At 70.1% G+C, this 24,381-nt stretch carries 18 protein-coding genes and 1 pseudogene; 10 read left to right on the forward strand and 9 right to left on the reverse strand.

Annotation, left to right across the window (positions count from 1 at the left end):
- Nucleotides 1–96 precede the first annotated feature (96 nt).
- From Phou_RS26130 to Phou_RS26155, 6 genes are all read right to left on the reverse strand, one after another.
- Nucleotides 97–1,113 carry a DUF2330 domain-containing protein gene (locus tag Phou_RS26130; protein ID WP_173060108.1) on the reverse strand — a complete coding sequence of 339 codons (1,017 nt, stop codon included), beginning with the start codon at nt 1,111–1,113 and terminating at the stop codon, nt 97–99.
- A gap of 161 nt (nt 1,114–1,274) precedes the next feature.
- Nucleotides 1,275–1,895, reverse strand: coding sequence for a dihydrofolate reductase family protein (locus tag Phou_RS26135; protein WP_173060111.1), 621 nt, complete (start codon nt 1,893–1,895; stop codon nt 1,275–1,277).
- A gap of 212 nt (nt 1,896–2,107) precedes the next feature.
- Nucleotides 2,108–2,944, reverse strand: a complete 837-nt coding sequence (locus Phou_RS26140; protein WP_173060114.1) for a DUF4097 family beta strand repeat-containing protein — start codon at nt 2,942–2,944, stop codon at nt 2,108–2,110.
- Between the two features lie 308 nt (nt 2,945–3,252).
- A complete protein-coding gene (locus tag Phou_RS26145; RefSeq protein ID WP_173060117.1) occupies nt 3,253–4,062 on the reverse strand; it encodes an alpha/beta fold hydrolase in 810 nt (269 codons plus the stop codon).
- Between the two features lie 19 nt (nt 4,063–4,081).
- Nucleotides 4,082–4,651 carry a DJ-1/PfpI family protein gene (locus Phou_RS26150; protein ID WP_155340583.1) on the reverse strand — a complete coding sequence of 190 codons (570 nt, stop codon included), beginning with the start codon at nt 4,649–4,651 and terminating at the stop codon, nt 4,082–4,084.
- A gap of 84 nt (nt 4,652–4,735) precedes the next feature.
- Nucleotides 4,736–5,479 carry a GntR family transcriptional regulator gene (locus tag Phou_RS26155; protein ID WP_173060120.1) on the reverse strand — a complete coding sequence of 248 codons (744 nt, stop codon included), beginning with the start codon at nt 5,477–5,479 and terminating at the stop codon, nt 4,736–4,738.
- 390 nt (nt 5,480–5,869) lie between these two features.
- Here Phou_RS26155 and Phou_RS26160 point away from each other — a divergent pair, with 390 nt between their 5' ends.
- The 9 genes and pseudogenes from Phou_RS26160 to rph all read left to right on the forward strand — a co-directional run bounded on the left by Phou_RS26160 (nt 5,870) and on the right by rph (nt 17,612).
- Nucleotides 5,870–7,297, forward strand: a complete 1,428-nt coding sequence (locus tag Phou_RS26160) for an extracellular solute-binding protein (RefSeq protein ID WP_173060123.1) — start codon at nt 5,870–5,872, stop codon at nt 7,295–7,297.
- Between the two features lie 38 nt (nt 7,298–7,335).
- Nucleotides 7,336–8,223 carry a carbohydrate ABC transporter permease gene (locus Phou_RS26165; protein WP_246273871.1) on the forward strand — a complete coding sequence of 296 codons (888 nt, stop codon included), beginning with the start codon at nt 7,336–7,338 and terminating at the stop codon, nt 8,221–8,223.
- Nucleotides 8,224–8,242: 19 nt separating this feature from the next.
- Nucleotides 8,243–9,154, forward strand: coding sequence for a carbohydrate ABC transporter permease (locus Phou_RS26170; protein ID WP_173060126.1), 912 nt, complete (start codon nt 8,243–8,245; stop codon nt 9,152–9,154).
- The gene (locus tag Phou_RS26175) at nt 9,154–10,224 is read left to right on the forward strand and encodes an ABC transporter ATP-binding protein (protein ID WP_173060129.1); all 1,071 of its coding nucleotides are present in this window, start codon (nt 9,154–9,156) and stop codon (nt 10,222–10,224) included. The genes Phou_RS26170 and Phou_RS26175 overlap by 1 nt, the downstream gene beginning before the upstream one ends.
- Nucleotides 10,224–11,300 carry an ABC transporter ATP-binding protein gene (locus Phou_RS26180; RefSeq protein WP_173060132.1) on the forward strand — a complete coding sequence of 359 codons (1,077 nt, stop codon included), beginning with the start codon at nt 10,224–10,226 and terminating at the stop codon, nt 11,298–11,300. The genes Phou_RS26175 and Phou_RS26180 overlap by 1 nt, the downstream gene beginning before the upstream one ends.
- Nucleotides 11,301–11,427: 127 nt before the next feature.
- Nucleotides 11,428–12,887: pseudogene (locus tag Phou_RS26185) on the forward strand (NAD-dependent succinate-semialdehyde dehydrogenase).
- 96 nt (nt 12,888–12,983) lie between these two features.
- Nucleotides 12,984–14,237, forward strand: a complete 1,254-nt coding sequence (locus Phou_RS26190) for an iron-containing alcohol dehydrogenase (RefSeq protein ID WP_173060134.1) — start codon at nt 12,984–12,986, stop codon at nt 14,235–14,237.
- Nucleotides 14,238–14,306: 69 nt separating this feature from the next.
- Entirely contained in the window at nt 14,307–14,855 is a 549-nt protein-coding gene (locus Phou_RS26195) for a hypothetical protein (RefSeq protein WP_173060138.1), read from the forward strand.
- 159 nt (nt 14,856–15,014) lie between these two features.
- Nucleotides 15,015–17,612, forward strand: coding sequence for a rifamycin-inactivating phosphotransferase (gene rph / locus Phou_RS26200; RefSeq protein WP_173060141.1), 2,598 nt, complete (start codon nt 15,015–15,017; stop codon nt 17,610–17,612).
- 19 nt (nt 17,613–17,631) lie between these two features.
- On the opposite strand, the gene Phou_RS26205 is transcribed toward rph, so the two are convergent.
- The 3 genes from Phou_RS26205 to Phou_RS26215 form a co-directional block, all read right to left on the reverse strand.
- Nucleotides 17,632–18,231 (reverse strand): cadmium resistance transporter, encoded by a 600-nt coding sequence (locus Phou_RS26205; protein WP_173060144.1) that lies wholly within the window; start codon nt 18,229–18,231, stop codon nt 17,632–17,634.
- Nucleotides 18,232–18,308: 77 nt separating this feature from the next.
- On the reverse strand, nt 18,309–19,163 hold the full coding sequence (locus tag Phou_RS26210; protein WP_173060147.1) for a hypothetical protein: 855 nt from the start codon (nt 19,161–19,163) through the stop codon (nt 18,309–18,311).
- 100 nt (nt 19,164–19,263) lie between these two features.
- Nucleotides 19,264–22,290 (reverse strand): AfsR/SARP family transcriptional regulator, encoded by a 3,027-nt coding sequence (locus tag Phou_RS26215; RefSeq protein WP_173060150.1) that lies wholly within the window; start codon nt 22,288–22,290, stop codon nt 19,264–19,266.
- A gap of 222 nt (nt 22,291–22,512) precedes the next feature.
- Between Phou_RS26215 and Phou_RS26220 the strand changes: the two genes are divergently transcribed.
- A complete protein-coding gene (locus Phou_RS26220; protein WP_173060153.1) occupies nt 22,513–24,378 on the forward strand; it encodes a glycoside hydrolase family 15 protein in 1,866 nt (621 codons plus the stop codon).
- The last annotated feature ends 3 nt before the right edge of the window (nt 24,379–24,381 follow it).

Raw genomic sequence — 24,381 nt, forward strand, 5'->3', positions numbered from 1 at the left:
ACCGTGGCAACGGCGACACCGACCCGACGACTCCACATGCGAGGGACTATACGCAACGTGTATACCGGAGGTAAATGCCAATCGATCTCCGCCTGGTCAGCTCCTGGACGTCTGCCGGCGGCGCACGATCGCGACGGCCGCCATGACGAGCGCCACGACCAGGATAAACAGCGGTACCGCCAGCGTCGGCCACGGCGAGCGGACGTACTCCGTGACGGTCACGACCGCGCGGTGGGGCTCATCGGTGGCGGAGCGGGTGATGCGGATGTCGTCGGTGATCTGCGCCGGCGCGAAGTCGCCGTCGTAGCGGGTCAGGAAACGCGTGCCGGTCAACGCCGCGGACAGCGTGGGGTACTGCGGATCCGGCTTCACCTCGCCCGCGAACGTCAGGTCGGGCGTGCTGCCCTCGGGCGCCGGGTTGCTGATGTCCACGCGGTGGTCGGCAAGCACGTACAGGCGCAGCGGCTGCTGGTCCTCGGCGGTGGCCGACAGCCGCATCGGGTAGACGGGCGCGTCGGTCTCGAAGGCCAGGCGCATCGGCGGCAGGCCGGCGGAGAGGCTGCCGGAGGTGGGGGCCAGCCGCACCGCGACGACGAGCCAACCCTCCTCCAGGTACGGCTTCAGCGCGCCGCCGAGGGCGGTGGGCAGCGTGAAGTCGTTGTCGGCGAGCCACTTCGTCACGGCGGTGGTGTCGGTGCCGGCGAGCTGGGCGACCTCGTACGGCCCGATCTCGATGTGGTCGACGACGGTGGCACCGCCACCGGCCTGCGGGCCGCCGCCGGCGCCGTCCCCTTCCGCCGTCACCCGGCGTACCTTGACCTCCGGGCGGCTGATCCGGTCGAGCTCGGCGAAGAGCGCACCGTCGGCCACCTCGAAACGGGCGCGGGCGGGGACCGGCATCAGGAACGCCGCCTGGGTCGCCGTGGACCGCGCCTGTACCGAGAGTGTGATCGACTCTGTGCGGCCGCTCAGCTCGACCAGCGCGGTTTCCTGCTGCGCGCGCAGCTTGTCGTTGGCGACGAATGCCCCGCAGGCGCAGGCGCCGGATATCGCGGGGTTGAGCCCCACCATCGCGACGGCGAGGGCGACCACCGCGGCGATGCGAACTGTCATGCGGGCGAATGTCATGGAGCGTCGGACGCTGGCGGCCGTGATCAGGTTCCAACGCCCGTCGCGCCCGTCGTGCTCCCGACCGTCCGCGGCGGCCGGTGGATCCGCCGCGATACCCTGCGCGGATGCCCGCCGGCCGGCTGATGACGGCCGCTGCTGGGCGTTCAGCGGAGCACGCGGTACGTCACGTGCGTGACCAGGCTCGCTGCCCGCGACCTCACCTGCTCCAGGTCCAGCCGCGGGACGCCTTCGAACAAGCGCGTGCCGGCGCCCATCGTGAACGGCACGATGTGCAGCCGTAGCGCGTCGACGAGGCCGGCGGCGAGGTACTGGTTGATGGTGGTCGCGCCGCCGGCGATGGTGACGTCGCCGTCCCCGGCCGCGGCGCGGGCCTGTGCCAGAGCCGACTCGATGCCGTCGGTGACGAAGTGGTACGTGGTGCCGCCCTCCATCGGCTGCGGCTCGCGCGCGTGGTGGGTGAGCACGAAGACCGGGACGTGAAACGGCGGGTTGTCGCCCCACCATCCGTTCCAGGGGCGGTCCCACGCGCCTCGCACGGGCCCGAACATGTTGCGCCCCATGATGTACGCCTTCGCGGCGCGGAACTCCTCGACCTCCGCCTTGTTCTCCTCGGGCGTCTCGAACATCCAGGCGTGCAGCTTCTCGCCGGTGCCGTCGCTGCCGTCATCGCCGAACGGGCGTTCCTCGGTCTGGTCGTGCCCGGCCGAGTACCCGTCGATCGAAATCGTGATATCGCAGGTCACCGTGCCCAGGGGCGTGGTCATCGCACCGTCCTCCTCGTAGCACCCGGTCGCCTTCGCGGACCGGCCAAGATCTCTCGTGCCGAGCCAACCATCGGCTGGCTTCATTTGTGCTTCACGCCCGGCGGCGTGTCGCGTGCCGGCGGCGACGCCCGTCCAGTTCCTGGTAGGAGCCTTGGGGTCGAACGGCCGAGGGCTCCCGGACGCCGGCGACGTCCAGGAGCCCTTCGCGTAGCTCAGGCGGTCGCGCGGTGGATCACGATATCGTCCAGGCGCGTGCGGGCGAAGATCTTGACGTGCTCGCCGGCCTGGGCGGGGCTGTCCTGCGCGGGCAGGGAGTTGTGCACCGCTCCCTTCGTGCTCCGGGCGTCCACAGCGGCGCTGGTGCCCTCGCTGACGCCGATCTCGATGCCGCCGGACGCGTTCGCCAGGTCCGCTTCGCCGCGGCTCAGCTGCCCGATGCGGATGGGGCACTTGGCCGCCTTGGCGATGACGCTGCCGTCGGCGCGGTCGATGGTGAAGCTGCCGTTGGCGCCGTTGAGATCGATGTCGGACAGGGCGCGGCCGATCGAGACCTTGCCGTTCGAGCCCTGGTACTTCAGAACGCCGCCGACCTCGCCGATCCGCACGTCGGCCGCGCCGCCCTGGAAGGTGGCGGTCCCGGCGATGTGCCCGATCGTGACGCCACCGGTGGAGAGGTCTCCGCGCACCGCCGCGATGCGGTCGAGGTGGACCTGCCCGGATGACATGTTGAGCTCGCAGTCGCCGAGCGCGCCGTCGGCGTGCACGTCGGACCACGCCGTGTACAGGGCAAGCCGGGACCCGGCCGGCAGCTCGACCGTGATGGCGACCGAGCCGTTCTTGTCACCCGACTTCGTTGTCTTGATCGTCAGCTCGCCGTCGGCGAACTCGACCTTGGTCTTCTCGGCCACCTTCACGTCCGACGCGCTCTCGCGGTTGATGGGCTGGACGCGCACCACGGTGTCCAACCGGTCGCTGGCGGCGATCCGCACCTCGGCGCCGGCGGTGGTCAACGTGGCCGTGATCGGCTCTGGCGTGGCGAATGTTGGCATTGTGGTGCCTTCCTGGGTTGTGGTTCGGGGTGTTCGATGCGCCAACGTTCGCGTGGTGTCCTGTCACGGGGCCGCCACGCTGCCGGCCGGGCCGTGGTTTGGCGTGTCAGGGGCGTGTCAGGGCAGTGACAGCCGGCCCGTCGAGGGTGGTCGCCATGACGGAGGGTCTTCTCCCCGCTGGGGGCTCAACGTCCGCCGGGCCGAAGACGCCGAACGGCGTCAGGGGCGGGATGCACGTCTGCAGCCGAACGGTTCGGGTCTCGGGATGGGCACGGGCTGCGGACCTGTCGCCGCAACTACTGACCTCGTCACCGGCGGAGGAAGCCCGACAGCAGTTGCCTGAAGTCGTCCGGGTGCTCGATCGCCGGCACGTGCCCGCATCGCCCGAACACGTGCAGACGGACATCGGCCAGGTGTTCCAGCAAGGGCAGGGCTGCCGTCCCGAGCGGGGTGACCCGGTCCTCGGCGCCGTGGACGAGCAGCACGGGCGCGCGGACCCCGGCCAGCGTCTGCGCCGAGAGGGCGAGATCGTCGGCCCAACGTGCCCTGGGCGGAGGGAACAACGACGCGAACGCGGCCGCCCCCGCTCGCATCGCAGCCGCACGGGCGTCGACGGCCGGCTCGGTCACGAGCGCTTGGTCGTAAACGAGGCGGCTCAACATGTCTCGTGCCCCGAGCGGGCCGGCGGGGGCGGCCCAGATCGCGTCGAGATCGGCGGACAGCGGCGCCCCGGGAGCGCCCATCGTCGAGACCGCCACGACATGGGTGACCCGCTGGGGACGCGCGGCCGCCAACGCCAGCGCCACGGCACCGCCCATGGAGTGACCCATCACGGCGTAGTGCTCGAAGCCGAGAGTGTCCATCAGGCCCGCGGCCTGCTCCGTCCACAGCCGGAGCCCACCCCGGGAGCCCGCCGGGACTGGTGTACCGCCGAACCCGGCCTGGTCAGGAGCCACCAGGTGCCAGGACGTGCCCAGCGCCTCCGCCGTCGTCGCCCAGGCGCCGGACCCGGTCGTGCCGGGTCCGGAGCCGTGCAGCATCAGCACCGCGGGTCCGGTGCCGCTCTCCATGACGTGTACGGGTGAGCCGTCGACCGTGACGGTCCGAAGTGCCGTCACCGGTGCAGGTCAGGTGTGCTCATGCCGATGCGGAGTTGACCGACTTCGAAAAGAGCTCCATCATCGCCCTGCCGAACTGCGGCATGTCGGGCCACCCCCGGCAGGAGACGAGGTTGCCGTCCACGACGTCGGGAGCGTCGATGACCGTCGCGCCCGCGTTTTCCATGTCGCCGGTGATGGGTGGGAAGCACGCGGTCTTTCGACCCTTCAGCAGCCCGTACACCGCGGGCACCTGCGCGCCGTGGCACACCAGCGCGATCGGGAGGTCGCGCGCGAAGAAGTGCTCGGTGATGCGCCTGACGTCGGCGTCGACCCGGATCCACTCGGGGGCACGGCCACCGGGGATGATGAGGGCGTCATAGCGCTCGACGTCGACCTCGGCCCACGGCACGTCGACCGGCAGCTTCCGGCCGTTCTTCTCCACGTAGGCATCGGAGTTGGGGTCGAACTCGTGGATGACCAGCTGCACGTCGCGCATCGTCCGTGACGAGACGTCAACGTCCCAGCCGCCCTCCTGCACGCGGTAGTAGGGATACATGGTGTCGAGCTCCTCGGCGGCGTCGCCGGTCAGGAGCAGCGCTCTGGGCAACTGCTTCTCCTCGCATCTGGGGGCCGGGTGAGGCGATCCAATCCGATCCGATTCGAGTTAGCATTCCTCGGCCCAGCCCGCCCGTCAAGCCTGTACCGCCATTCCGTCCGCATCCTTGACCTCGTCGAACAGTCGCCGGAACCGCTCGCCGGACCGGAGGATGTGCCGACGCATGGCGTAGGCGGCGGCGTCGGGGTCACGCGCGGCGATCGCGGCCAGAACCTCTTCGTGCTCGGCCATGGCCAGGTGGGTGACCTGGGTGTCGTGGAGCAGGCGGAACAGGTGCACGTGCGCGTGCAGGCGAGCGAGGGCCTCGCGGATGACCTGGTTTTCCGCGCTCAGGGCGATGAGATCGTGAAAAGCGGCGTCGCGTAGCCCGAAGGCGCCATAGGCCATGAGCCCCTCGCCCCCCTCCAGCTCCGCCATCTCCTCCAGCATTCGTTGCAGACCGGCCACCTGCTCCGAGGTTGCGCGTTCGGCGGATCTGCGCGCCGCTGCCGGCTCGAGAAGCAAGCGGACCTCGAGCATGTCCTCGAATCGGCGACGGGTGATTTGGGGGGGAATGCGGTAGCCAGCATGGGGCACACGCACGACCAGCCCTTCGGCCTCCATGCGGTTCAGGGCGTCCCGGATCGGTGTCTGCGAGACCCCCAGCTCTCGCGCCAGGACGTCGATCGTGACGCGGGAGCCAGGCTCGATCCGCAGCGACATCAGCTGTCCGAGCAGCGTGTCGTACACCTCGTCGGCAAGCCGGCCGCGAGATCTTCCCGGCGGCGTCCCGCCCGTCATGGCCCCACGGCCTCGCGCGATCATCGCTTCGTCGTCCATCGTGACGTGAGGTCCCTTCTAGCGTCTTCACGAACCTGTTGACATCGGTCGCGACGCTGCTGCATGCTGACGCCCAGTCGAAATCGTATAGGAAACGTGACGGATGCTAGCCATCCTGCACCATCGCGGAACCGCCCACCAGCGCCCTACTTCGATCAACCAAAGCTCCCCCTGAGCATGCTCGACGTCCTGCTCGGTTCGCCACCGGGCCGCACGAGGACCGAAGGACGTCTCGACTGACTAAACCCAGCACTTCGCGGCGTACTCGTGACGCCGGTCCGCGGGGCGGCTCCCGCGACAGCCCGGCAACACGCCTGAACCACCCCAGCAACCGCTCGGCGAAGCACGCGCGAGGCCCCTGAAGTCCCCACGCAGAAAGCAGGCAAGAAGATGCGGTATCCGAAGCGAATAGGACGACTGTCCGTTCCCGGTCGAAAGGCGCGGCTGGCGACGGCGGCCATTCTGGCGGCCACGCTCGTGGCGGGTTGCGGCGGCGGCGAGGACGACGGCGCGGAGGCGAGCGCCCCCAAGGCGCCGGCGACCATCCCGACGCTCACCCAGGACCCGCTGACCCTCAGCTTCATCTGGTTCGAATGGCCCCCGGCCCAGGCGCTGGAAGCCTTCGCGAACGCGGAGTACAAGAAGCTTCGGCCGAACGTGACCGTCAAGGTCAACACCGTGCCGAACGCGAACTGGCACGACGCGATGTTCACCCAGTTCGCCGCGCGCAAGACCGACTTCGACATCGCGATCCTGGACTCGCAACACATCGGCGAGGCCGTGACGAACGGCAACATCCTCGACATCACCGACTTCGTCAAGTCGAACATCGACGTCACGGCCTACAACCCGTACCTCCTGGCGGCCTACGGCCAGTTCCCCCAGGCGGAGACCGGGCAGCGCGACGAAAACGCCAGCCTGTACGGCCTGCCGCTGCTCGGCGACACCTGGACCATGATCTACCGCAAGGACCTGATCGGCGACAAGGCACCGCAGACCTGGGACGAGATGATTTCCGCCGCCGAGAAGTGCCAGGCGGACAACCCTGGCGTCAGCGGGCTGGCTTTCCACCAGGCCAACGGCTCCGACGCCGCGGCCGTCACCTACAACACGGTCAACGGCGTCTACGGCGGCAACCTCTGGAACTCCAAGGATCGCAAGATCGAGGGCGTCCTCAACGACCAGGCGGGGCAGGAGGCGATGGACGTCCTGGTCAACAAGATGAAGCCGCTGACCGCCAAGGGCTCCGGCAACTGGTTCATCGACGAGGTGAACGCGGCGGTCGCCCAGGGCAAGGCATGCATCGCGTTCCAGTGGATCGCCGCGAGCGGCGGCCTGCTTGACCCGAAGCAGTCGACGCTCGGCACCTCGCGGGAGCAGATTCTCGACAAGCTGGGATTTGCCACGCTGCCGACCCAGAAGACGAACCTGGTGCCTCTCGGCGGCATGGGGATGCACATATCGGCCTACGCCGCCGAGGCGAACCAGGCGGAGGCCCTGAACTTCATGAAGTGGTTCGAGCAGGCTGACGTCCAGAAAAAGTGGGCCGCGGCTGGTGGCGTGCCATCGCGCACGGACGCCCTGCAGTCACCCGAGTTCCTCAACGCCCAGCCGTTCAACCAGGTGTACACCGACTCGGTTCCGCGGATGCGGGACATGTGGAACGTGCCCGAGTACGCGCGCCTCGTCGACATCGAGAACACCAACGTGAACGCGGCTCTCAACGGCGCGAAGAGCCCGAAGGACGCGCTCGACGACATCGCCAAGGAGCAGCAGAAGGTGCTCGACTCCAACCGCAAGGGCGGCGGCGGACTGTGAGTGACCCCGTCCCTTTGACGACCGACCAGCCCGGGCAGGTGGCGTCCGCGACGCCGCCTGCACCGGGTCGGTCCCGGCGCTTGAGCGACCGCTGGCTCGCCGTGGCCTTCACCTCCCCGGCGCTGCTGCTGTTGCTCGCGATGTCGGTCTTCCCGTTGCTGTGGGCGTTGTACCTGTCTTTCACCGACTACTCGGCCACCCGCGGGGGACCTGCCCATTTCATCTGGTTCGAGAACTACACCGCCGTCCTGACTTCGGCGCAGGTCCACCAGAGGGCCTTGACGACGTTGATCTACGTGGTCGGTGCGGTCACCCTGCAGACCGTGCTCGGTTTCACCATCGCCTACCTGATCTCACGGCGCACGCACGGGCGAGGACTGCTGACCACCCTGTTCCTGGTACCGATGATGCTGTCGCCGGTCGTGGTCGGGCTGTTCTGGCGATTCATGCTCGACGCGCAGTTCGGCGTGGTCAACAGCATGCTCGGCTCGCTCGGCCTGGGCCAGGTGGAGTGGCTCACCCAGCAGCGAACGGCATTGCTATCCCTGATCGTGGTCGACACCTGGCAATGGACGCCGTTCATCATGCTCATCGCACTCGCGGGCCTTACCGCGGTACCCAAGTACCTGTACGAGGCCGCCTCGATCGACCGGGCGTCCGAGTGGTTCCGGTTCCGCAACATCACTCTTCCGCTGGTGTGGCCGCTGCTCCTCATCGCGGTGTTGTTCAGGGCGATCGAGGCCTTCCGGCTGTTCGACCTCGTCTACATCCTCACCAGCGGAGGTCCGGGGTTTCCACCGAGACGTTGTCGTTCCACGTCTACAAGGTCGCGTTCCTGGGCTTCAACACCGGAACCGCCTCGGCGTACGGGATTCTCATGGTCCTCGTCGTCATCGTCCTCGCGCAGCTCTACCTGCGCTACTTGAACAAGCTCAAGGAGGACTAGTGGCCATCTCTGTCGACGAGGCCGTGTCCCCAGGTCCTGTCCGGGATCACACGCCCCCCGCGCGCCGCTTTGGCGGCCGGGGCCGCGCCGTGCTGGAGGTGGCGCTGCTGACCGTGCTGGCCGTCGTCATGCTCTTTCCGGTGCTGTGGATCATCGCGACGTCCATAAAGGAGAACCGGGACGTCTACGCCATCCCGGCCAAGTTCTTCGGCTTCAAGGTCACGATGGACCACTTCAAGGACGTGTTCGTCTCCTCCGGCGGCGGCCGTTCGACCTTGTCCGTCTCGTTGCTCAACTCCGTCGTGGTCGCCGGGGTCTCCACGGTGCTGGCCACCGTGCTGGGGGTCCCGGCAGCCTGGGCCTACTCACGCTTTGCCCTGAAGGCCAAGAAGGACCAACTGTTCTTCATCCTGTCCACCCGCTTCATGCCGCCCGTGGTGGTCGTGATCCCGATCTTCCTCATGTACCGCCAGGTCGGGCTCATCGACACCAAGCTCGGCCTGATCCTCATCTACACCGCGTTCAACGTCCCGTTCACGATCTGGATGATGAAGGGGTTCGTCGACGAGGTGCCCGCGGAGTACGAGGACGCCGCCATGCTCGACGGCTACACCCGCTTGCAGGCGTTCCGGCGATTCACCCTTCCCCTGCTCGTGCCCGGCATCGCCGCGACGGCGGTCTTCGCACTCATCTTCTCGTGGAACGAGTTCGTGTTCGCCATCTTCCTTACCTCCAGCGACGACGTGCGGACGGCCCCACCCGCCATCGCCGGCCTCATCGGTGGCACCACTGTGGACTGGGGTCTCGTGGCCGCCTCCTCCGTCGTGTTCGCCCTACCGGTGCTCGTCTTCGCCTACCTGGTGCGCAAGCACCTCGTCGCCGGTGTGACGCTCGGGGCGGTGCGACGCTGATGGCGGGCATCGAGGTGACCGCCCTGCACAAGCGGTACCCGGACGGAACGGTCGCAGTTGACCATGTAGATCTGTCCATTGGCGACGGTGAGCTGTTCGTGATGCTCGGCCCTTCGGGCTGCGGCAAGACGACCACGCTGCGGGCCATAGCCGGCCTGGAGAGGCAGACGGCGGGCGACATCCGCATCGGCAACACGCTGGTCAACGACCTGCCGCCCGCCGAGCGCGACATCGCGATGGTGTTCCAGTTCTACGCTCTCTACCCGCATCTGAGGACCCGCGACAACCTGGCGTTCCCGCTGCGGGCCGAAGGACTGCCCGAGCCGGAGGTGCGCAAGCGGGTCGACGAGGCCGCCGAGCTGATGCGGCTCGGTCCGCTCCTGAACCGGCGACCGCGGCGGCTTTCCGGCGGGGAGCAGCAGCGCGTCGCGCTTGCTCGCGCCCTGGTGCGGCGACCGCGCGCATTCCTCATGGACGAACCTCTCACCAATCTGGACGCGGAGCTGCGGGCGGACATGCGCACGGAGATCAAGCACCTGCAGGGGCAGCTGGGGACGACGATGGTCTACGTCACCCACGACCAGGTCGAGGCGATGTCGCTCGGTCACAGAATCGCCATCCTCAACAAGGGGCGCGTCGAGCAGATCGGTACGCCGCTGGAGGTCTACGACCGTCCGGCGAGCCTCTTCTGCGCCGCGTTCATCGGTTCCCCGCCGATGAACCTGATTGAGGTGGAGGTGGCCGACGGGAAGCTGCGCGGGCAGGGCGGGCTGGTCCTCACGCCACCGCCAGGCCTGCCGCGCGACCGTCGTCTGGTCGCAGGCGTACGGCCGGAGGCGCTGGAAGTCACAGCACCAGGGGCGGAACGTTCAGTCCCGGCCCGCGTGGTCTCGGTGGAGTGGCTGGGCGACGAGGTCATCTACGTGGTTGACCACGGCGGCGAGCGCGACGTACGGGTTCGGATGCCACCGACCGTCCGTTTCGCCGCTGACACGCCGGTCGGGCTGCGGCACTCCTCCGGCGGTACCCCGGCGGTCTACGACGTGAGCACGGAAGAGCTGGTGGCCTGATGGGAACCGTGGCAGTGCACGGGCTGTGCAAATCCTTCGGTGACGTCCAGGCCCTGGACGGGGTGACGCTGGACGTGCCGGACGGCTCGTTCTTCGTCGTGCTCGGGCCCTCCGGGGCGGGCAAGACGACGACCCTGCGAGCGATCGCCGGCCTCGAAAAGCTTGACGCCGGGTCGGTGCATCTGGACGGGAGGGACGCGACCGCTGACACCCCGGCCGCACGCGACCTGGCCATGGTCTTCCAGAGCTACGCCCTCTACCCGCGACACACGGCGTACGAGAACATTGCTTCGCCGCTGCGGGCCCGCCGCCGTTCTTCGAGCGAGATCGCCGCCGCTGTCGAGCAGGTGTCGAGCCTGCTGCACATCGAACGCCTGCTGCAGCGCCGTCCCGCGCAGCTGTCGGGCGGCGAGATGCAGCGTGTCGCCCTGGCTCGGGCGCTGGTCCGTCGCCCGCGCGCGTTTCTCATGGACGAGCCGCTGACGAACCTCGACCTCAAGCTCCGCGTCGAGATGCGCACCGAGCTCACCCGCATCCACCGGACCCTCGGGGGCACCTTCGTCTACGTGACCAACGACCAGGTCGAGGCCCTGTCCATGGCCGACCAGGTCGCGGTCCTCAAGGAGGGGAAGGTGCAACAGGTCGGAACGCCGACCGAGGTGTACGAGCGTCCCGCCAACCAGTGGGTCGCGGGCTTCGTCGGGAGCCCGCGGATCAGCCTGCTCGCCTGCCGCGCCGAGGGAGATCGTCTGGTCGGGGCGGATGGCTGGACGCTGCCGCGGCCCCGCTGGACCACGGCTGAGGACGGTCGTCCGCTGCTGCTGGGCCTGCGCTCGGAGGATCTGTCCGTCGAGCAGCGCGGGAACGCGTCGTTGTCGGGTGAGCTCTACGGGCTTGAGCCGCTCGGTGACCGAACGGTGGTCGACGTCCGGGTGGGGACGGAGATCATCAAGGTCAAGGCACGACCCACCGTCACCGGTACGCCGGGCGAGCGGCTGCAAGTCACGGTCGACCTGGACCGTGCGCACCTGTTCGATGCGGACACCGGGCTGGCGCTGTCCGAGGCCGGGAGGTAACCGCGCAGGGCGGCTGACGTGGCCCGAGAAAGCGATCGGTGGCGCGGGGCGTATTTCGCCAACGCGCGTGGCGCGATCGCTGAGTTCACGCTGCACATCACCAGGAGCACCACAGGAGGCGCCGCAAATGAGTGACCCGATGACCGTCCTGGCCCCCGAGCACCGGCGGCTCCGGATTGGCGACGCCTGGCGCGACGCCGCCAGCGGAGCCACCTTCGCCGTCGAGGACCCGGCCACCGGCAAGACCATCGCCGAGGTGGCGGACGCCGGCGTCGTCGACGGGCTCGCCGCTCTTGACGTGGCGAGCAAGGCAATGGCGGAGTGGGCGGCGACGCCGCCGCGAAAACGGTCAGAGTTGTTGACGGCGACGTACCGGGCACTGACCGAGCGATCCGAGGAGGTCGCCCGGCTGATAACGCTCGAGATGGGCAAGCCGCTCGCCGAGGCTCGGGGAGAGGTGGCCTACGGCGCCGAGTTCTTCCGTTGGTTCGCCGAAGAGGCGGTGCGCGTCGAGGGGCGCTACAACACCGCTCCCGCTGGTGGATATCGCATCCTCACCGTGCCGAAGCCGGTCGGACCGTGCGTCTTCGTGACGCCCTGGAACTTTCCGTTGGCCATGGGTGCCCGCAAGATCGCTCCTGCGCTGGCGGCGGGCTGCACGACGATCACCAAGCCGGCGGCTCAGACGCCACTGACGATGCTGCTACTGGCCCGCATCATGGAGGAGGTCGGCGTTCCCCGGGCGTCGTCAACGTGGTGACGACAAAGCGTTCCGGCGAGGTTGTCTCAGCCCTGCTGGCCGACCGTCGGACCCGCAAGCTCTCGTTCACCGGGTCGACCGAGGTCGGGCGCGTGCTGCTACGACAGGCGGCGGACAACGTGCTGCGCACCTCCATGGAACTGGGCGGCAACGCGGCCTTGATCGTGTGTGCCGACGCGGACCTGGACGTCGCGGTCGACGGCGCCATGGTGGCCAAGATGCGCAACATCGGGGAGTCCTGCATCGCGGCCAACCGGATCTACGTCGAGGAGCCGGTGCGCGAGGAGTTCACGGCGCGCTTCGCCGAGCGGATGGGTGCGCTTTCGGTGGGCCATGGTCTCGACGACGGCGTGGACGTCGGGGCGTTGATCGACGAGGCCTCGGCCACCAAAATCGACGAGCTCGTCGCCGACGCGGTCGCTCGCGGCGCCCGCGTCCTGGTGGGCGGCAAGCGTCCGGACGGGCCGGGCCACTTCTACCCGCCCACGGTCCTCGTCGACGTGCCCGAAGACGCGCGGCTGCTGGAGGCGGAGATCTTCGGCCCGGTGGCGCCGATCATCTCGTTCACGTCCGACGACGAGGTGATGGCGAAGGCCAACGACACCGAGCACGGCCTGGTCGGATACGTCTTCACCCGTGACCTCCAGCGGGCACTCCGGTTCACCGAGGGGCTGGAGACGGGGATGGTCGGCGTCAACCGTGGCCTGATCTCGGACCCGTCAGCTCCGTTCGGAGGCGTGAAGCAGTCAGGGATCGGCAAGGAGGGGTCGCACGAGGGCATCCTCGAGTACCTCGACGTCACCTACGCGGCGATCGACCTGCCGTGACCCGGGCAGCCAACCTTGCCGACGCCGTCCCGGTCTCGCCGGTGACCTGGACGTCCGCCCAGCACATCGCCGCCGACGTTTCAGAGAGGCACTGACATGCTTGAGACCGTCCGCGGACCACGCCAGCTGATAGTGGGCGAGGGCGTCGCGCAGAACATCCCCCGAGTGGTGGCCGAGTGTGGCTCGCGGGTCCTCATCGTGACCGACCGGGTACTTCTGGGGCAGCCGGGCGTGGCCGAGATCGTGGCCGCCGTGCGGGAGAAGGTCAGGGTCGTCAAGGTGTTTGCCGACGCGACTCCGGACGTGCCACTAGCCGATGTCGACCTGGCCGTCTCGGTCGCCGCGGAGGTGGACGCCGACGTGATCCTCGCCATCGGGGGTGGCACGGTGATCGACCTCGCCAAAATCGTCGGCGTCATCCGGCGCCACGGTGGGACGCCGCGCGACTTCTACGGCGAGTCGAAGGTGCCGGGGCCGACGATTCCTCTCGTCGCGGTCCCGACGACGTCAGGCACCGGCTCCGAGCTCACGCCGGTCTCCGTGCTGACCGACCCGGACCGCGAGCTGAAGGTGGGGGTCTCCAGCGTCCACATCGTGCCCGACTTCGCCATCGTCGACCCCGAGCTCACCTACACCTGCCCTGCGACCGTCACCGCCCACTCCGGCATCGACGCGTTTTGCCACGCGGTGGAGAGCTACACCGCGCGACCCCGGCCCCACGGACCGCGCGACCCGGTGGAGCAGGTCTTCCTCGGCCGCAACCCGATCACCGATCACTACGCGCTCCTGGCCGCGGAGCGGATCGCCCGCAGCTTGCGCCGTGCCGTCAGGGACGGAGGCGACACGGACGCGCGCGCGGACATGTCCTACGGGTCCATGCTCGCCGGGCTCGCGTTTTCCCACGCGGGCAACGCGGCCCCGCACGCTTTCCAGTACCTCATCGGCGCAGCCACCCACACGCCGCACGGCCTGGGCGTCGGGCTGCTGCTGCCCTACGCGCTGGACGCGGTCAGGGACGCCATCGGCGACCGGTTGACCGCCCTCGCCCGGGTGTGCGGGCTCGACGTGACCGACGCCTCGGACGCCGAGGGCGCGGATACGTTCCTCACCTGGCTCGACGGGCTCCTTGCCGACATCGGCATCCCCGCCACCTTGGCGGACATCGGCGTGGCGCGCGCCGACCTCCCGCGCTTCGCAGAGATGGCCAGCGGCATCACCCGCTTGATCCAGAACCATCCAGGCCCGACCGACACCGCCAGCCTGACCGCGATCCTCGAAGCGGCCTGGACCGGGGACCGGACCCGGCACGTCCTGACCCCGAGCAGGGATAGTGACGCGCCTTTCACATGACGGCGAATTCCTGCCCACACGCGGTATCGGAATGGTCGGCTACGCGCATTCCTCCGATATTCTGGCGTGGTGTCCGAATCAGAGGGCCCGCTGGCAGAGTTCAACGCCCTTCGCCAAGAGATCGATTCTCGTAGCCGCAATCAGCACCAGATCTTGACTTTGCAGTTGACCACCGCAGGCGGCCTGTTCGGCCTAGTCATCGACGAACCCAAACGGTTTGCGCTCCTCGCCCTGATACCGATCACTTCTTATTTACTCTGCGGGCGATTTGTCACGCAGGTCCACGCCGTGGAGGCGCTCGCGCGCTACATCCGGGAGGTGCTCAATCGGAAAGTGGGCGGCGGGTTCAACTGGGAAAGGTGGCAGCGGGACACCAAGCGCAAAGACTATGCGTGGGCGTGGTTCATCCCACTGTTGCTGACGTTTCCCGGGGCAAGTGTTCTGGCGATCGGTGGCTGCGCCGCGGTAGCCGTCCTTGACCGGAAGAAATACGGCGTGGAGGGCTGGGCGCTGGCCGCCCTGATAGAGGCGCTGGTCCTCGGCTTGGTGGCAACGGTGGGGTCCTACCTGTTGCTTCGCGGGGCGAGGAAGAAGCTGCCCGACCGTCCGGCGGGCTAGCCAACCGCAGCGAAAAGGGCGGGGAGACTTCTCCCTGCCCTTTTCAAGGTATAGCCCAACGGGGGGCTTGCGGCAAGACCCGGGTCGTGCCGCAGAATCGGCGGCCGTGGTCATAACCTGCGGATACGGGGGCGCTGCGTGCTGGCTGGAGGTATCGGAATGACCGAGCGGTACGTGCTGGATCTTCAAGAGCTCGACGAGACACAGGTCGCTGTCGCCGGCGGTAAGGGCGCGCACCTGGGGGAGCTGTCGCGGATCGACGGCATCCGCGTGCCGGGCGGCTTCTGCGTGACGACCGACGCCTTCCGGCTGGTCGTGGCGGACGCGCCGTCGCTCGGCGACCAGCTGGATCGCCTGGCGCGCGTGGGCCCGGACGAGCGGGACGAGATTCGCACGCTCAGCGCCCGGCTCCGCCAGACGCTCGAAGGGGTCGCCATCCCCGACGGCGTGGCGGCGGCGGTCACCGGAGTGCTCGTGCGGCTCGGCGAGCGGGCGGCCTACGCGGTGCGGTCCAGCGCGACGGCGGAGGATCTGCCGACCGCGTCGTTCGCGGGCCAGCAGGACACGTATTTGAACGTCGTCGGCCCGGCGGCGATCCTCCAGCACATCAGCCGGTGCTGGGCCTCGCTGTTCACGGAGCGGGCGGTGACCTACCGCATCCGCAACGGCTTCGACCACCGCAAGGTACACATGGCGGTGGTCGTGCAGCGGATGGTCTTCCCGCAGGCGTCCGGCATCCTGTTTACTGCGGACCCCGTCACGGGAAACCGGAAGGTCGCGACGGTGGACGCCGGCTTCGGGCTCGGCGAGGCTTTGGTCTCCGGGCTGGTAAACCCGGACGTCTTCGAGGTGCGCGACGGCGAGGTGGTCAGCCGGACGGTCGCCGCCAAGCAACTGGCCATCACCGCCCTGCCTGCGGGTGGGACGCAGGTGCTGCCGGTCGACCCGCAGCGGCAGGAGCAGCCGGCGCTGACGGATGAGCAGGTCGTGCGGCTGGTGCGGCTCGGGCGGCGGATCGAGGCGCACTTCGGCCGGCCGCAGGACATCGAGTGGTGCCTCGTCGACGGCGACTTCCAGATCGTCCAGAGCCGGTCGATCACCACGCTGTTTCCCATCCCCGAGGTTGGCGACCAGGAAAACCACGTCTTCCTCTCGGTCGGGCACCAGCAGATGATGACCGACGCGATGAAGCCGCTGGGCCTGTCCATGTGGCAGCTGACCGCCGCGGCGCCGATGCACGCGGCCGGCGGGCGGCTGTTCGTCGACGCCACGAGGGGCCTGGCCGCGCCGGCGAGCCGCGCCGGCCTGCTGAGCGTCATCGGCCGGTCGGATCCGCTGACCACCGACGCGCTGGAGACCCTCCTCGACCGGGGCGACTTCATCCCGACGCTCCCGGAGGGGACTCCCGGCCGGCCACCGGTCGGCGGCGCGCCCGCCACGATCGAGACCGATCCGGCGATCGTCACCGAGCTGATCGCGCGCAGCGAGGCGTCCGTCGCCGACCTGCGGCGGGACATCCGGACCAGGACCGGACCGGCGCTGTTCGACTTCCTGCTGGAGGCCTTCCAGGAGCACAAGCGGATCCTCAGCGACCCGCTGAGCATGCAGGCGATCATGGCGGGGATGGAAGCCACCTGGTGGCTGAACGACAAGCTGCAGGAATGGCTGGGCGAGACGAACGCCGCCGACACGCTCACGCTCTCCGCGCCCAACAACATCACCTCGGAGATGGGACTGGCGCTGCTCGACGTCGCGGACGCGATCCGGCCGCATCCGGAGGTCGTGGCGTTCCTGCGGGGCGTGGAGGACGAGGGCTTTCTGGACGAGCTGCCGAAGCTGGCGGGCGGGACCGAAGCGCGCGAGGCCATCGCCGCCTACCTCGACCGGTACGGCATGCGCTGCGTCGGTGAGATCGACATCACGCGGCCGCGCTGGAGCGAACGTCCCACCACGCTCGTGCCCCTGATCCTCGACAACATCAAGCTCTTCGAGCCGGGCGCCGCCGAGCGGCGCTTCGCGCAGGGGCGGCAGGAGGCGCAGCACAAGCAGGAGGAGCTGCTTGAACGCCTGCGGGCCCTGCCGGACGGCGAGCAGAAAGCCGACGAGACCGAGCGGATGATCGACCGGGTCCGGACGTTCATCGGGTACCGGGAGTACCCGAAATACAACATCATCAGCCGCTACTTCGTGTACAAGCAGGCTCTGCTTGAAGAGGCCGAGCGCCTGGCGCGGGCCAACGTGCTCGCTGACCCGGAGGATGCCTTCTACCTGACGTTTCAGGAGCTTCACGAGGTCGCGCGCACCAACCAGGTGGACGCCGACCTCATCCGGCAGCGCAAGGACGAGTTCCGCTCGTACCAGGCGCTCACCCCGCCCCGGGTGCTCACTTCGGACGGCGAGGTCCTCACCGGCGCGTACCGGCGCGACGGCGTGCCGGACGGTGCGCTTGTCGGCCTGCCCGTGTCCGCCGGGACGGTCGAGGGCCGCGCCCGCGTCATCCTCGACATCGCACAGGCCGACCTCGAAGCGGGCGACATCCTGGTCACAGCGCACACGGACCCGAGCTGGTCACCCCTGTTCGTCGCGATCACGGGGCTGGTGACCGAGGTGGGTGGCCTGATGACCCACGGCGCGGTGATCGCCCGCGAGTACGGATTGCCGGCCGTCGTGGGGGTGATGGACGCGACGCGGCTGATCCGCGACGGGCAGCGGATTCGCGTGCACGGCGCGGAGGGGTACGTCGAGATCCTGCCCTGATCGGTCCGGGCGCACCGGTCTATCGCGTCAGGACACCGGACTCGACCAGGATGATCGTCCCGATCGCGATGAACACGGCCGGGACGATCCAATGGCCGAAGCGCTCCACCACGGCGATGATGCGCCGGTGGCCGCCCAGCCAGGCTCCCGCCGCGCACCAGAGTCCGACAAGGACCATGAACACGGCCAGCGTGACGAGGCTGTCGCCAACGCCGAGAGTCCGGAACATCGGCGTGTAGACGGAGATGTTGTCGGCACCGTTGGCGACGGTGACCGCGGCGACGGAGAAGAGCCCGGACGCGACGACGGCCGAGGGCTCTTCGCCGTCGTTGCGGGCGCGGATCGTGCGGACAAGACTCCGGACGCCCAGCGCGATTGGGACGAGGCCGAGCAGCCCGACCCACTGGTCGGGAACGACGCTCAGGCCGAGCGCGGCGACGGCCGACGCGGCGACGAGCACGCCGATGCCGGTGTACTGGCCGAGGACGATCTGCCACGGGCGGGGCTTGCCGCTGGTGCGGAACGTCAGGAACAGCACGGTCAGCACGATGAGGTCGTCGACGTTGGTTCCGGCGAAGACCCCGACCGCGGCGGCGACCGTGCCGATGAGTTGATCCACGGCGGGTCACGGTACCCCGTCGACCACACCCGGCGGCCCGACCCCGTTGCGGGGTCGAGCCGCCCCCCGTCACCGGATCAGGAAGCGCAGACCGCCTGCGGGATGACCGCCCAGCTTGCGCTCGTGGAGTCGTTCTCGTAAGCCTTGCCGGAGGCGCTGCTCGGCCCGGCGCCGACATCCTCGGTCAGCACGTCGGTCTCCGCGCCGGTCCGGATCAGCCCGACCCCGTGCAGCCTCGTCCCGCTCGGGCAGGACGCCGATGCGTCCTTGGGCGTCGCCGAGTCGAACACGTAGTTGCTCGACGTGATCACCGCCTGGTTCGGGGAGGGCGCGCCGCAGATCGCGTACGCGGTCGCCGACCAGTTCAGAAGCGTGTCGTCGAGGTCGCCGCGCACCGTGACGCCGCTGGTCACCGATCCGCTGCCCATCGTCACCACCATCTGGTTGAGGAAAGCCTCGGCGTACCCGTTTGTGAACACGAAGCCCGCCCCGTACGGCTTCTGGCTGGACGGGCAGCTCGCCTTGACCGTCTTCGACGGGATCGCGGCGTCGCTGGTGGTCGCCGAGACCCGCTGCAGCCCCGCCACCGGCGGCCCGCAGATCGCCTGGGCGATGACCCGCCAGCTCGTACTGACCGGCGCCACCTCCATCGCCTCGACGAGCACGCTGCTGAGGTTGCTGCTCGGCTGCGCGGTGTTGACGGCAACCCGGCCGAGGCCGTCCACGACGACGAACGCCGCGCCGTACACCCGCTGGCCCACGGCGCAGGTCGCGGTCGCGTTCTTGAAGTTGTTGGCGTTGAGCGCGCTGGACGCCTCGACCAGCACGGGTGACGCGATCGCGCTCGCCGGGCTTGCGACACACAGCGCGCCGCCGGCGGCCAGGACGCCGGCCGCCAACGCCGCGAGGCGCCGTCTCGCCGATCCGCTCATGTTCTGTCCCCTCCCACGTTGTGACCCCCGCGGTGCGGGCGCCAGGTCGGGGAACGCTAACGACGGGTTGCGCCAGAACAGTTGCAAGAAAGCTGCACGGTCAGCGGCTCACGCCGGCGGCAAGTGCGGCCAGGACCGCCTCCGCGCGCCGCCGCAGCAGCGGGTATCCGCAGGCGCGGCTGCGGGCCAGGGCACGCCGGGCGTGTACCGACGCCAGGCTCGTCGCGGCGAGCGCGGCGTGCACCTCGGCCAGGCCGACATCGGCCTCGACCTCCAGGTACGGCTCGGCCAGATCTTCGGCGAGGTCGAGTGCGAGGTGGTACTCGGTGATCGCCCTGTCGTGGCGGTGGGCGTGCAGGTGGATGCTGGCGCGGACCACCCGCGCGGCAGCCTCGGCCCGCCGGTCGTTGAGCCGCGTGGCAAGGCTGATCGCCTCGGTGGCGAGCAGGTCGGCGCCGGCCAGCAGGCCGCGGTCGCGCTGCACCGCCGCCAGCGCCGGCAGCGCGTCGCTCTCGCTGCTGCGGTCGCCGATCTCGCGAAGGCCGGCCACGGCCTGGACCAGGTGGTCCGTGGCCACATCGAGGGCGCCCTCCGCGTGCCAGGCGGTGCCGAGGCCGGCCAGCGTCGCCAGCTCGCCCTCGCGCGAGCCGCTCTGCCGGAACAACCGCACCGCCGCGCTGAACGACTCGATGCTCTCCTCGACGCGGCCCATCTCGCGGTACCCGGCGCCCAGCCCGCCGAGCACGACCGCCTCGCTGCGCACCGCGTCGGTCCGCCGGGCCAGCGACAGCGCCCGCAGCAGGTAGCGCTCGGCGACGTTGGGCCGGCCGGCGCTGCGGTACAGGCCGCCGAGGCAGCCGAGCGCGGCCGCGGCCATTGCGGTCCAGTCCAGCTCCTCGGCCAGCTCCAGCGCCCGCTCGTAGTGCTCCGGCGCTTGGCGGCTGCGACCGGTCCGCCGCAGCACGTCGCCGAGGTTGAACCAGGCCGCGGCCCGGGCGTGCGCGGACCCCTCGGCTTCGGCCGCGGCGAGCGCCGCCCGGGCGACCACCAGCCAGTCGACGGTGTTCAGGCAGAGCCAGAAGTACCCGCGCAGCGTGTCGGCGAGCCGCCAGGCGACCGCCTTCGGGCCGTGCTCGGCCGTGTACGTGACGACCCGTACAAGATTGGCCAGCTCGACCTGCAGCCAGGCGGCCGCCGCGGCGCGGTCGGCGAGCCGCACCGGCTCGACCGGTGGCACGCCGCCGGAGTCGGGCGGCAGGCGCAGCCGCAGCGGGTACAGCAGCCGCGCGGCGGCGTCGGCGCTGCGCTCGTACCACCAGACCAGGCGGTGTACGGCGGCCGCCCGCTCGCCGGGGGTCTCGTCGTCGGCGACCCGTTCGGTGGCGTAGAGCCGGAGCAGGTCGTGCACCGCGTACCGGCCGGCCGCGTGCTGCCTCACCAGGTGGGCGTCGGTGAGCTCGTCGAGCATCCCGCCGGCGTGGTCGAGGTCGGTGCCGGCCAGGGCCGCTGCCGCGGCGGCGCTGAGGTCCGCGCCGACCGCCAGCCCGAGCAGCCGGAACATCCGCTGGGCCGGCGGCGCCAGCAGCCGGAAGGACAGGTCGAACACGGCGCGTACCGCGGCCGGCCCGTCCCGGCCCACCGCCAGCTTGCCCAGCCGGTCTCCGGTGCGCAGCTCTTCGACGTGGGCCGCGATCGACTCCCACGGGCGGTCTGCGAGGTTGGCGGCCACGATCCGCAAGGCCAGCGGCAGGCCCGCGCACACCCGCGCCAGCTCGGCCGCGGCGGCCGGTTCGGCCGCCATCCGCTCGCCACCGAGATGGCGTTCCAGCAGCGACAGGGCCTCCGCGCCGGTCAACACATCAAGGTGTACCCGGTACGCGCCGTCCCGCGCCGTCAAGCCGGACAGGCCACGCCGGCTGGTGACCAGCACCAGGCAACCGGGGCCGGCGGGCAGCAGCGGGCGTACCTGCTCGGCGCTGGCGGCGTTGTCCAGCACGACGAGCATCCGGCGGTCGGCCAGGCGGCCGCGGTAGCCGTCGATGGCCTCCCGGACGTCGGCCGGTACCTGGTCGGGCGGCACGCCGAGCGCGCGCAGGAGCTGGGTCAGCGCGTCGAGCGGGCGTACCGGTGGCTCGGTGGCGAAACCCTTCAGGTCGAGGTAGAGCTGCCCGTCCGGAAACCTGTCGCGTACCCGGCCGCCCCAATGCGCCACGAGCGCGGTCTTGCCGACGCCGGCCGTGCCGGTGACCACGACCAGCGGAGCCGCGGCCGGGCTCGCGGCGGCCAGCGCGTCGAGCCGGTCGAGCACCTCCGCGCGGCCGGTGAAGTCGACAACGCCCGCCGGCAGGAGCGCCGGTACCGTGCGCGCCGGTACCGCCGATGGCGCGTCACCGTCGCGCAGCACGGCGAGGTGGGTGGCGCGCAGCTCACGCGAGGGGTCGACGCCCAGCTCGTCGGCGAGGCGGTGGCGGGCCTGCTCGTAGGCCCGGAGGGCTTCCGCGGTGCGGCCGGAGCGGTGCAGCGCGAGCATGAGCGCGGCGGTGAGCCTCTGCCGGTGCGGGTGGGCGGCGGCCTCCGTGGACAGCTCGGCGAGCACCCGGCCGGCCCGGCCCAGCGACAGCTCTACCTCAGCCAGCTCCTCGACCGCGGCCAGCCGCGTCTCGGCCAGCGCGTGGCACAGGCGCTGGCGCGCCTCCTCGTCGAGCACGTCGGCAAGCGGCGGCCCGGCCCACAGGTCGAGCGCCTCACGCAGCGTCCGCGCGGTCACCTCTGGGTCACCCGAGCGGCGTGCCCGCTCGACAAGGCCGGCGAAGCGGTGCGCGTCCACCGTGTCCGGCTCGCCGCACAGCTGGTATCCCGCGCCGCGTCGGACCAGTGTCACCTCCGGCTGGGCATCGCCTCCGGCGGTGAGGGCTGTTCGGAGGCGACTCACGTACGCCTGTACGGTGCGCCGGGCGGTCCGTGGCGGGCCTTCCGGCCACAGCAGCCCGGTGACCGCATCGACGGTGACGAGGCGGTTGATCTCCAGTAGCAGCACCGCACAAAGCAGACGCTGCTTGGGGCTTCCCAGGTCGAGCTCGGTGGTGCCCCGCCACGCCCGCACCGGTCCGAGCACTTGAAAGCGCATGCCGCCCATCCGCGAGACTACGACGCACATCGAAGTATGCCGCTGCGTTCCCATGGTCGCGGCCCGTCGCCGCACCACGGACCGAAAGTGCCGCCGAACCTGGCCGAACGGGAGAGGCGGCCGGAGCGGGCCGTGGCGGCTGATCGGCCGTTTCGGCCGCGCCGGGCGGCTGCCCGTGGTGTTCTGGAAGCGGCCGACCCATTCCAGCGCGGGGGAGACGTGGTGGCGGCACGGATCGAGGACTACGGGCTGATCGGCGACACGCGTGGTTCGGCGCTGGTGTCGCGCAGCGGTGACATCGACTGGCTGTGCGTTCCCCGCTTCGACGCCGAGGCATGTTTCGCCGCGCTGCTCGGCCGGGACGAGCACGGCCGTTGGGGGCTGCGCCCCACTGAGCCGGTGCTGTCGTCGGCCCAGCGCTACCGCGGCGACACGATGGTGCTGGAGACCGAGTTCACTTGTGCCGGCGGGGTCGCGCGGGTGGTCGACTTCATGCCCGTCGCCGAGGGGCGCAGCGACGTGGTGCGGCTGGTGCGGGGCGTCTCGGGCGAGGTCGAGTTCACCTGCCGGCTCGAGCCGCGCTTCGGGTACGGCGCCTCCCGCCCGTGGGTCCGGGAGGGCAGCGAGGGCGTGGTCTCGCTGATCGCGGGTCCGGACTCGCTGCACCTGCGTTCCACGGTCGCCGTACAGCCGGGTCCGGGGATGGTCACGGCGACGTTCACGGTGGCCGCCGGCGCGTCGGTGGCGTTCGTGGTGAGCTGGGCGTCGTCCGACCGGCCGGTACCGCCGCCCCTGGACGTCGCGGGGGCGCTGGCCGAGACGGAGGCGTACTGGCAGTCGTGGGCCGACCGGTGCGCGTACCAGGGGCGCTGGCGGGACGCCGTCGTGCGGTCGCTGCTGACGCTGAAGGCGCTCACGTACGCGCCGACGGGTGCGATCGTGGCCGCACCGACGACGTCGCTGCCGGAGGAGCTCGGCGGGGTGCGCAACTGGGACTACCGCTACTGCTGGCTGCGTGACTCCGGCCTCACCCTGCACGCGTTCATGGCCGGCGGGTACAGCGAGGAGGCCGGTGCCTACCGCGACTGGCTGGCCCGCACGATCGCCGGCGACCCGACCAAGCTGCAGATCATGTACGGCATCAGCGGCGAACGGCGGCTGACCGAGGCGTCGCTTGACTGGCTGCCCGGCTACGAGGAGTCCCGGCCGGTGCGCATCGGCAACGGCGCGTGGGACCAGTTCCAGCTCGACGTGTACGGCGAGACGCTGAGCTGCCTGTACGCGGCGCGCAAGATGGGCCTGGTCGGAGCGCCCGAGTCCTGGGATCTGGTGCGGGGAATGCTGGAGTACCTGGAGCGGGTGTGGCAGCGCCCCGACGAGGGCATCTGGGAGGTGCGGGGCGAGCAGACCCGGCACTTCACCCACTCGAAGGTCGAGGCGTGGGTGGCCGTGGATCGGGCGATCGGCCTGATCGAGGAGTTCGGCCTGTTCGGCGACGACGGGCCGGGAATGCTGCCGCACCTCCGAACCCTGCGCGAGCGCATCCGAGACGAGGTCATGGAGCGCGCGTGGCATCCGGGAGTGGGTGCGTTCACCCAGGCGTACGGTTCGGCGGCGCTGGACGCGAGCGTGCTCGTCATGCCGCTGGTCGGGTTCATCGACGCCGACGACCCGCGAATGGTGTCCACTGTGGAGGCGATCGAAAAGGGCCTGATGCGGGGCGGTTTCGTGAGGCGCTACGACACAAGTCACGGCTATGACGGGCTGCCTGGCGACGAGAGTCCGTTCCTGGCCTGCAGCTTCTGGCTTGCCGACGTCTACGCGCTGCAGGGCCGCCGGGAGGACGCCGAGGCGCTGTTCGAGCGGCTGCTGGGGCTGCGCAACGAGCTGGGACTGCTGGCGGAGGAGTACGATCCGGTCGATCGACGGCACATCGGCAACTTCCCGCAGGGCTTCTCGCACCTGACGCTGATCCAGACCGCCGACCTGCTGGCGCGCGGCACCGCCAAACGCACCCGCGCCTGGGATCCGGTCGTGCTGTCCCCGGACGCCGGCGTGCTCACCGGGCAGGCGGGAAACCGGTCTTGACCA

Origin of the sequence: Phytohabitans houttuyneae, assembly GCF_011764425.1 — a bacterium.
In the GTDB taxonomy this organism is placed as follows: domain Bacteria; phylum Actinomycetota; class Actinomycetes; order Mycobacteriales; family Micromonosporaceae; genus Phytohabitans; species Phytohabitans houttuyneae.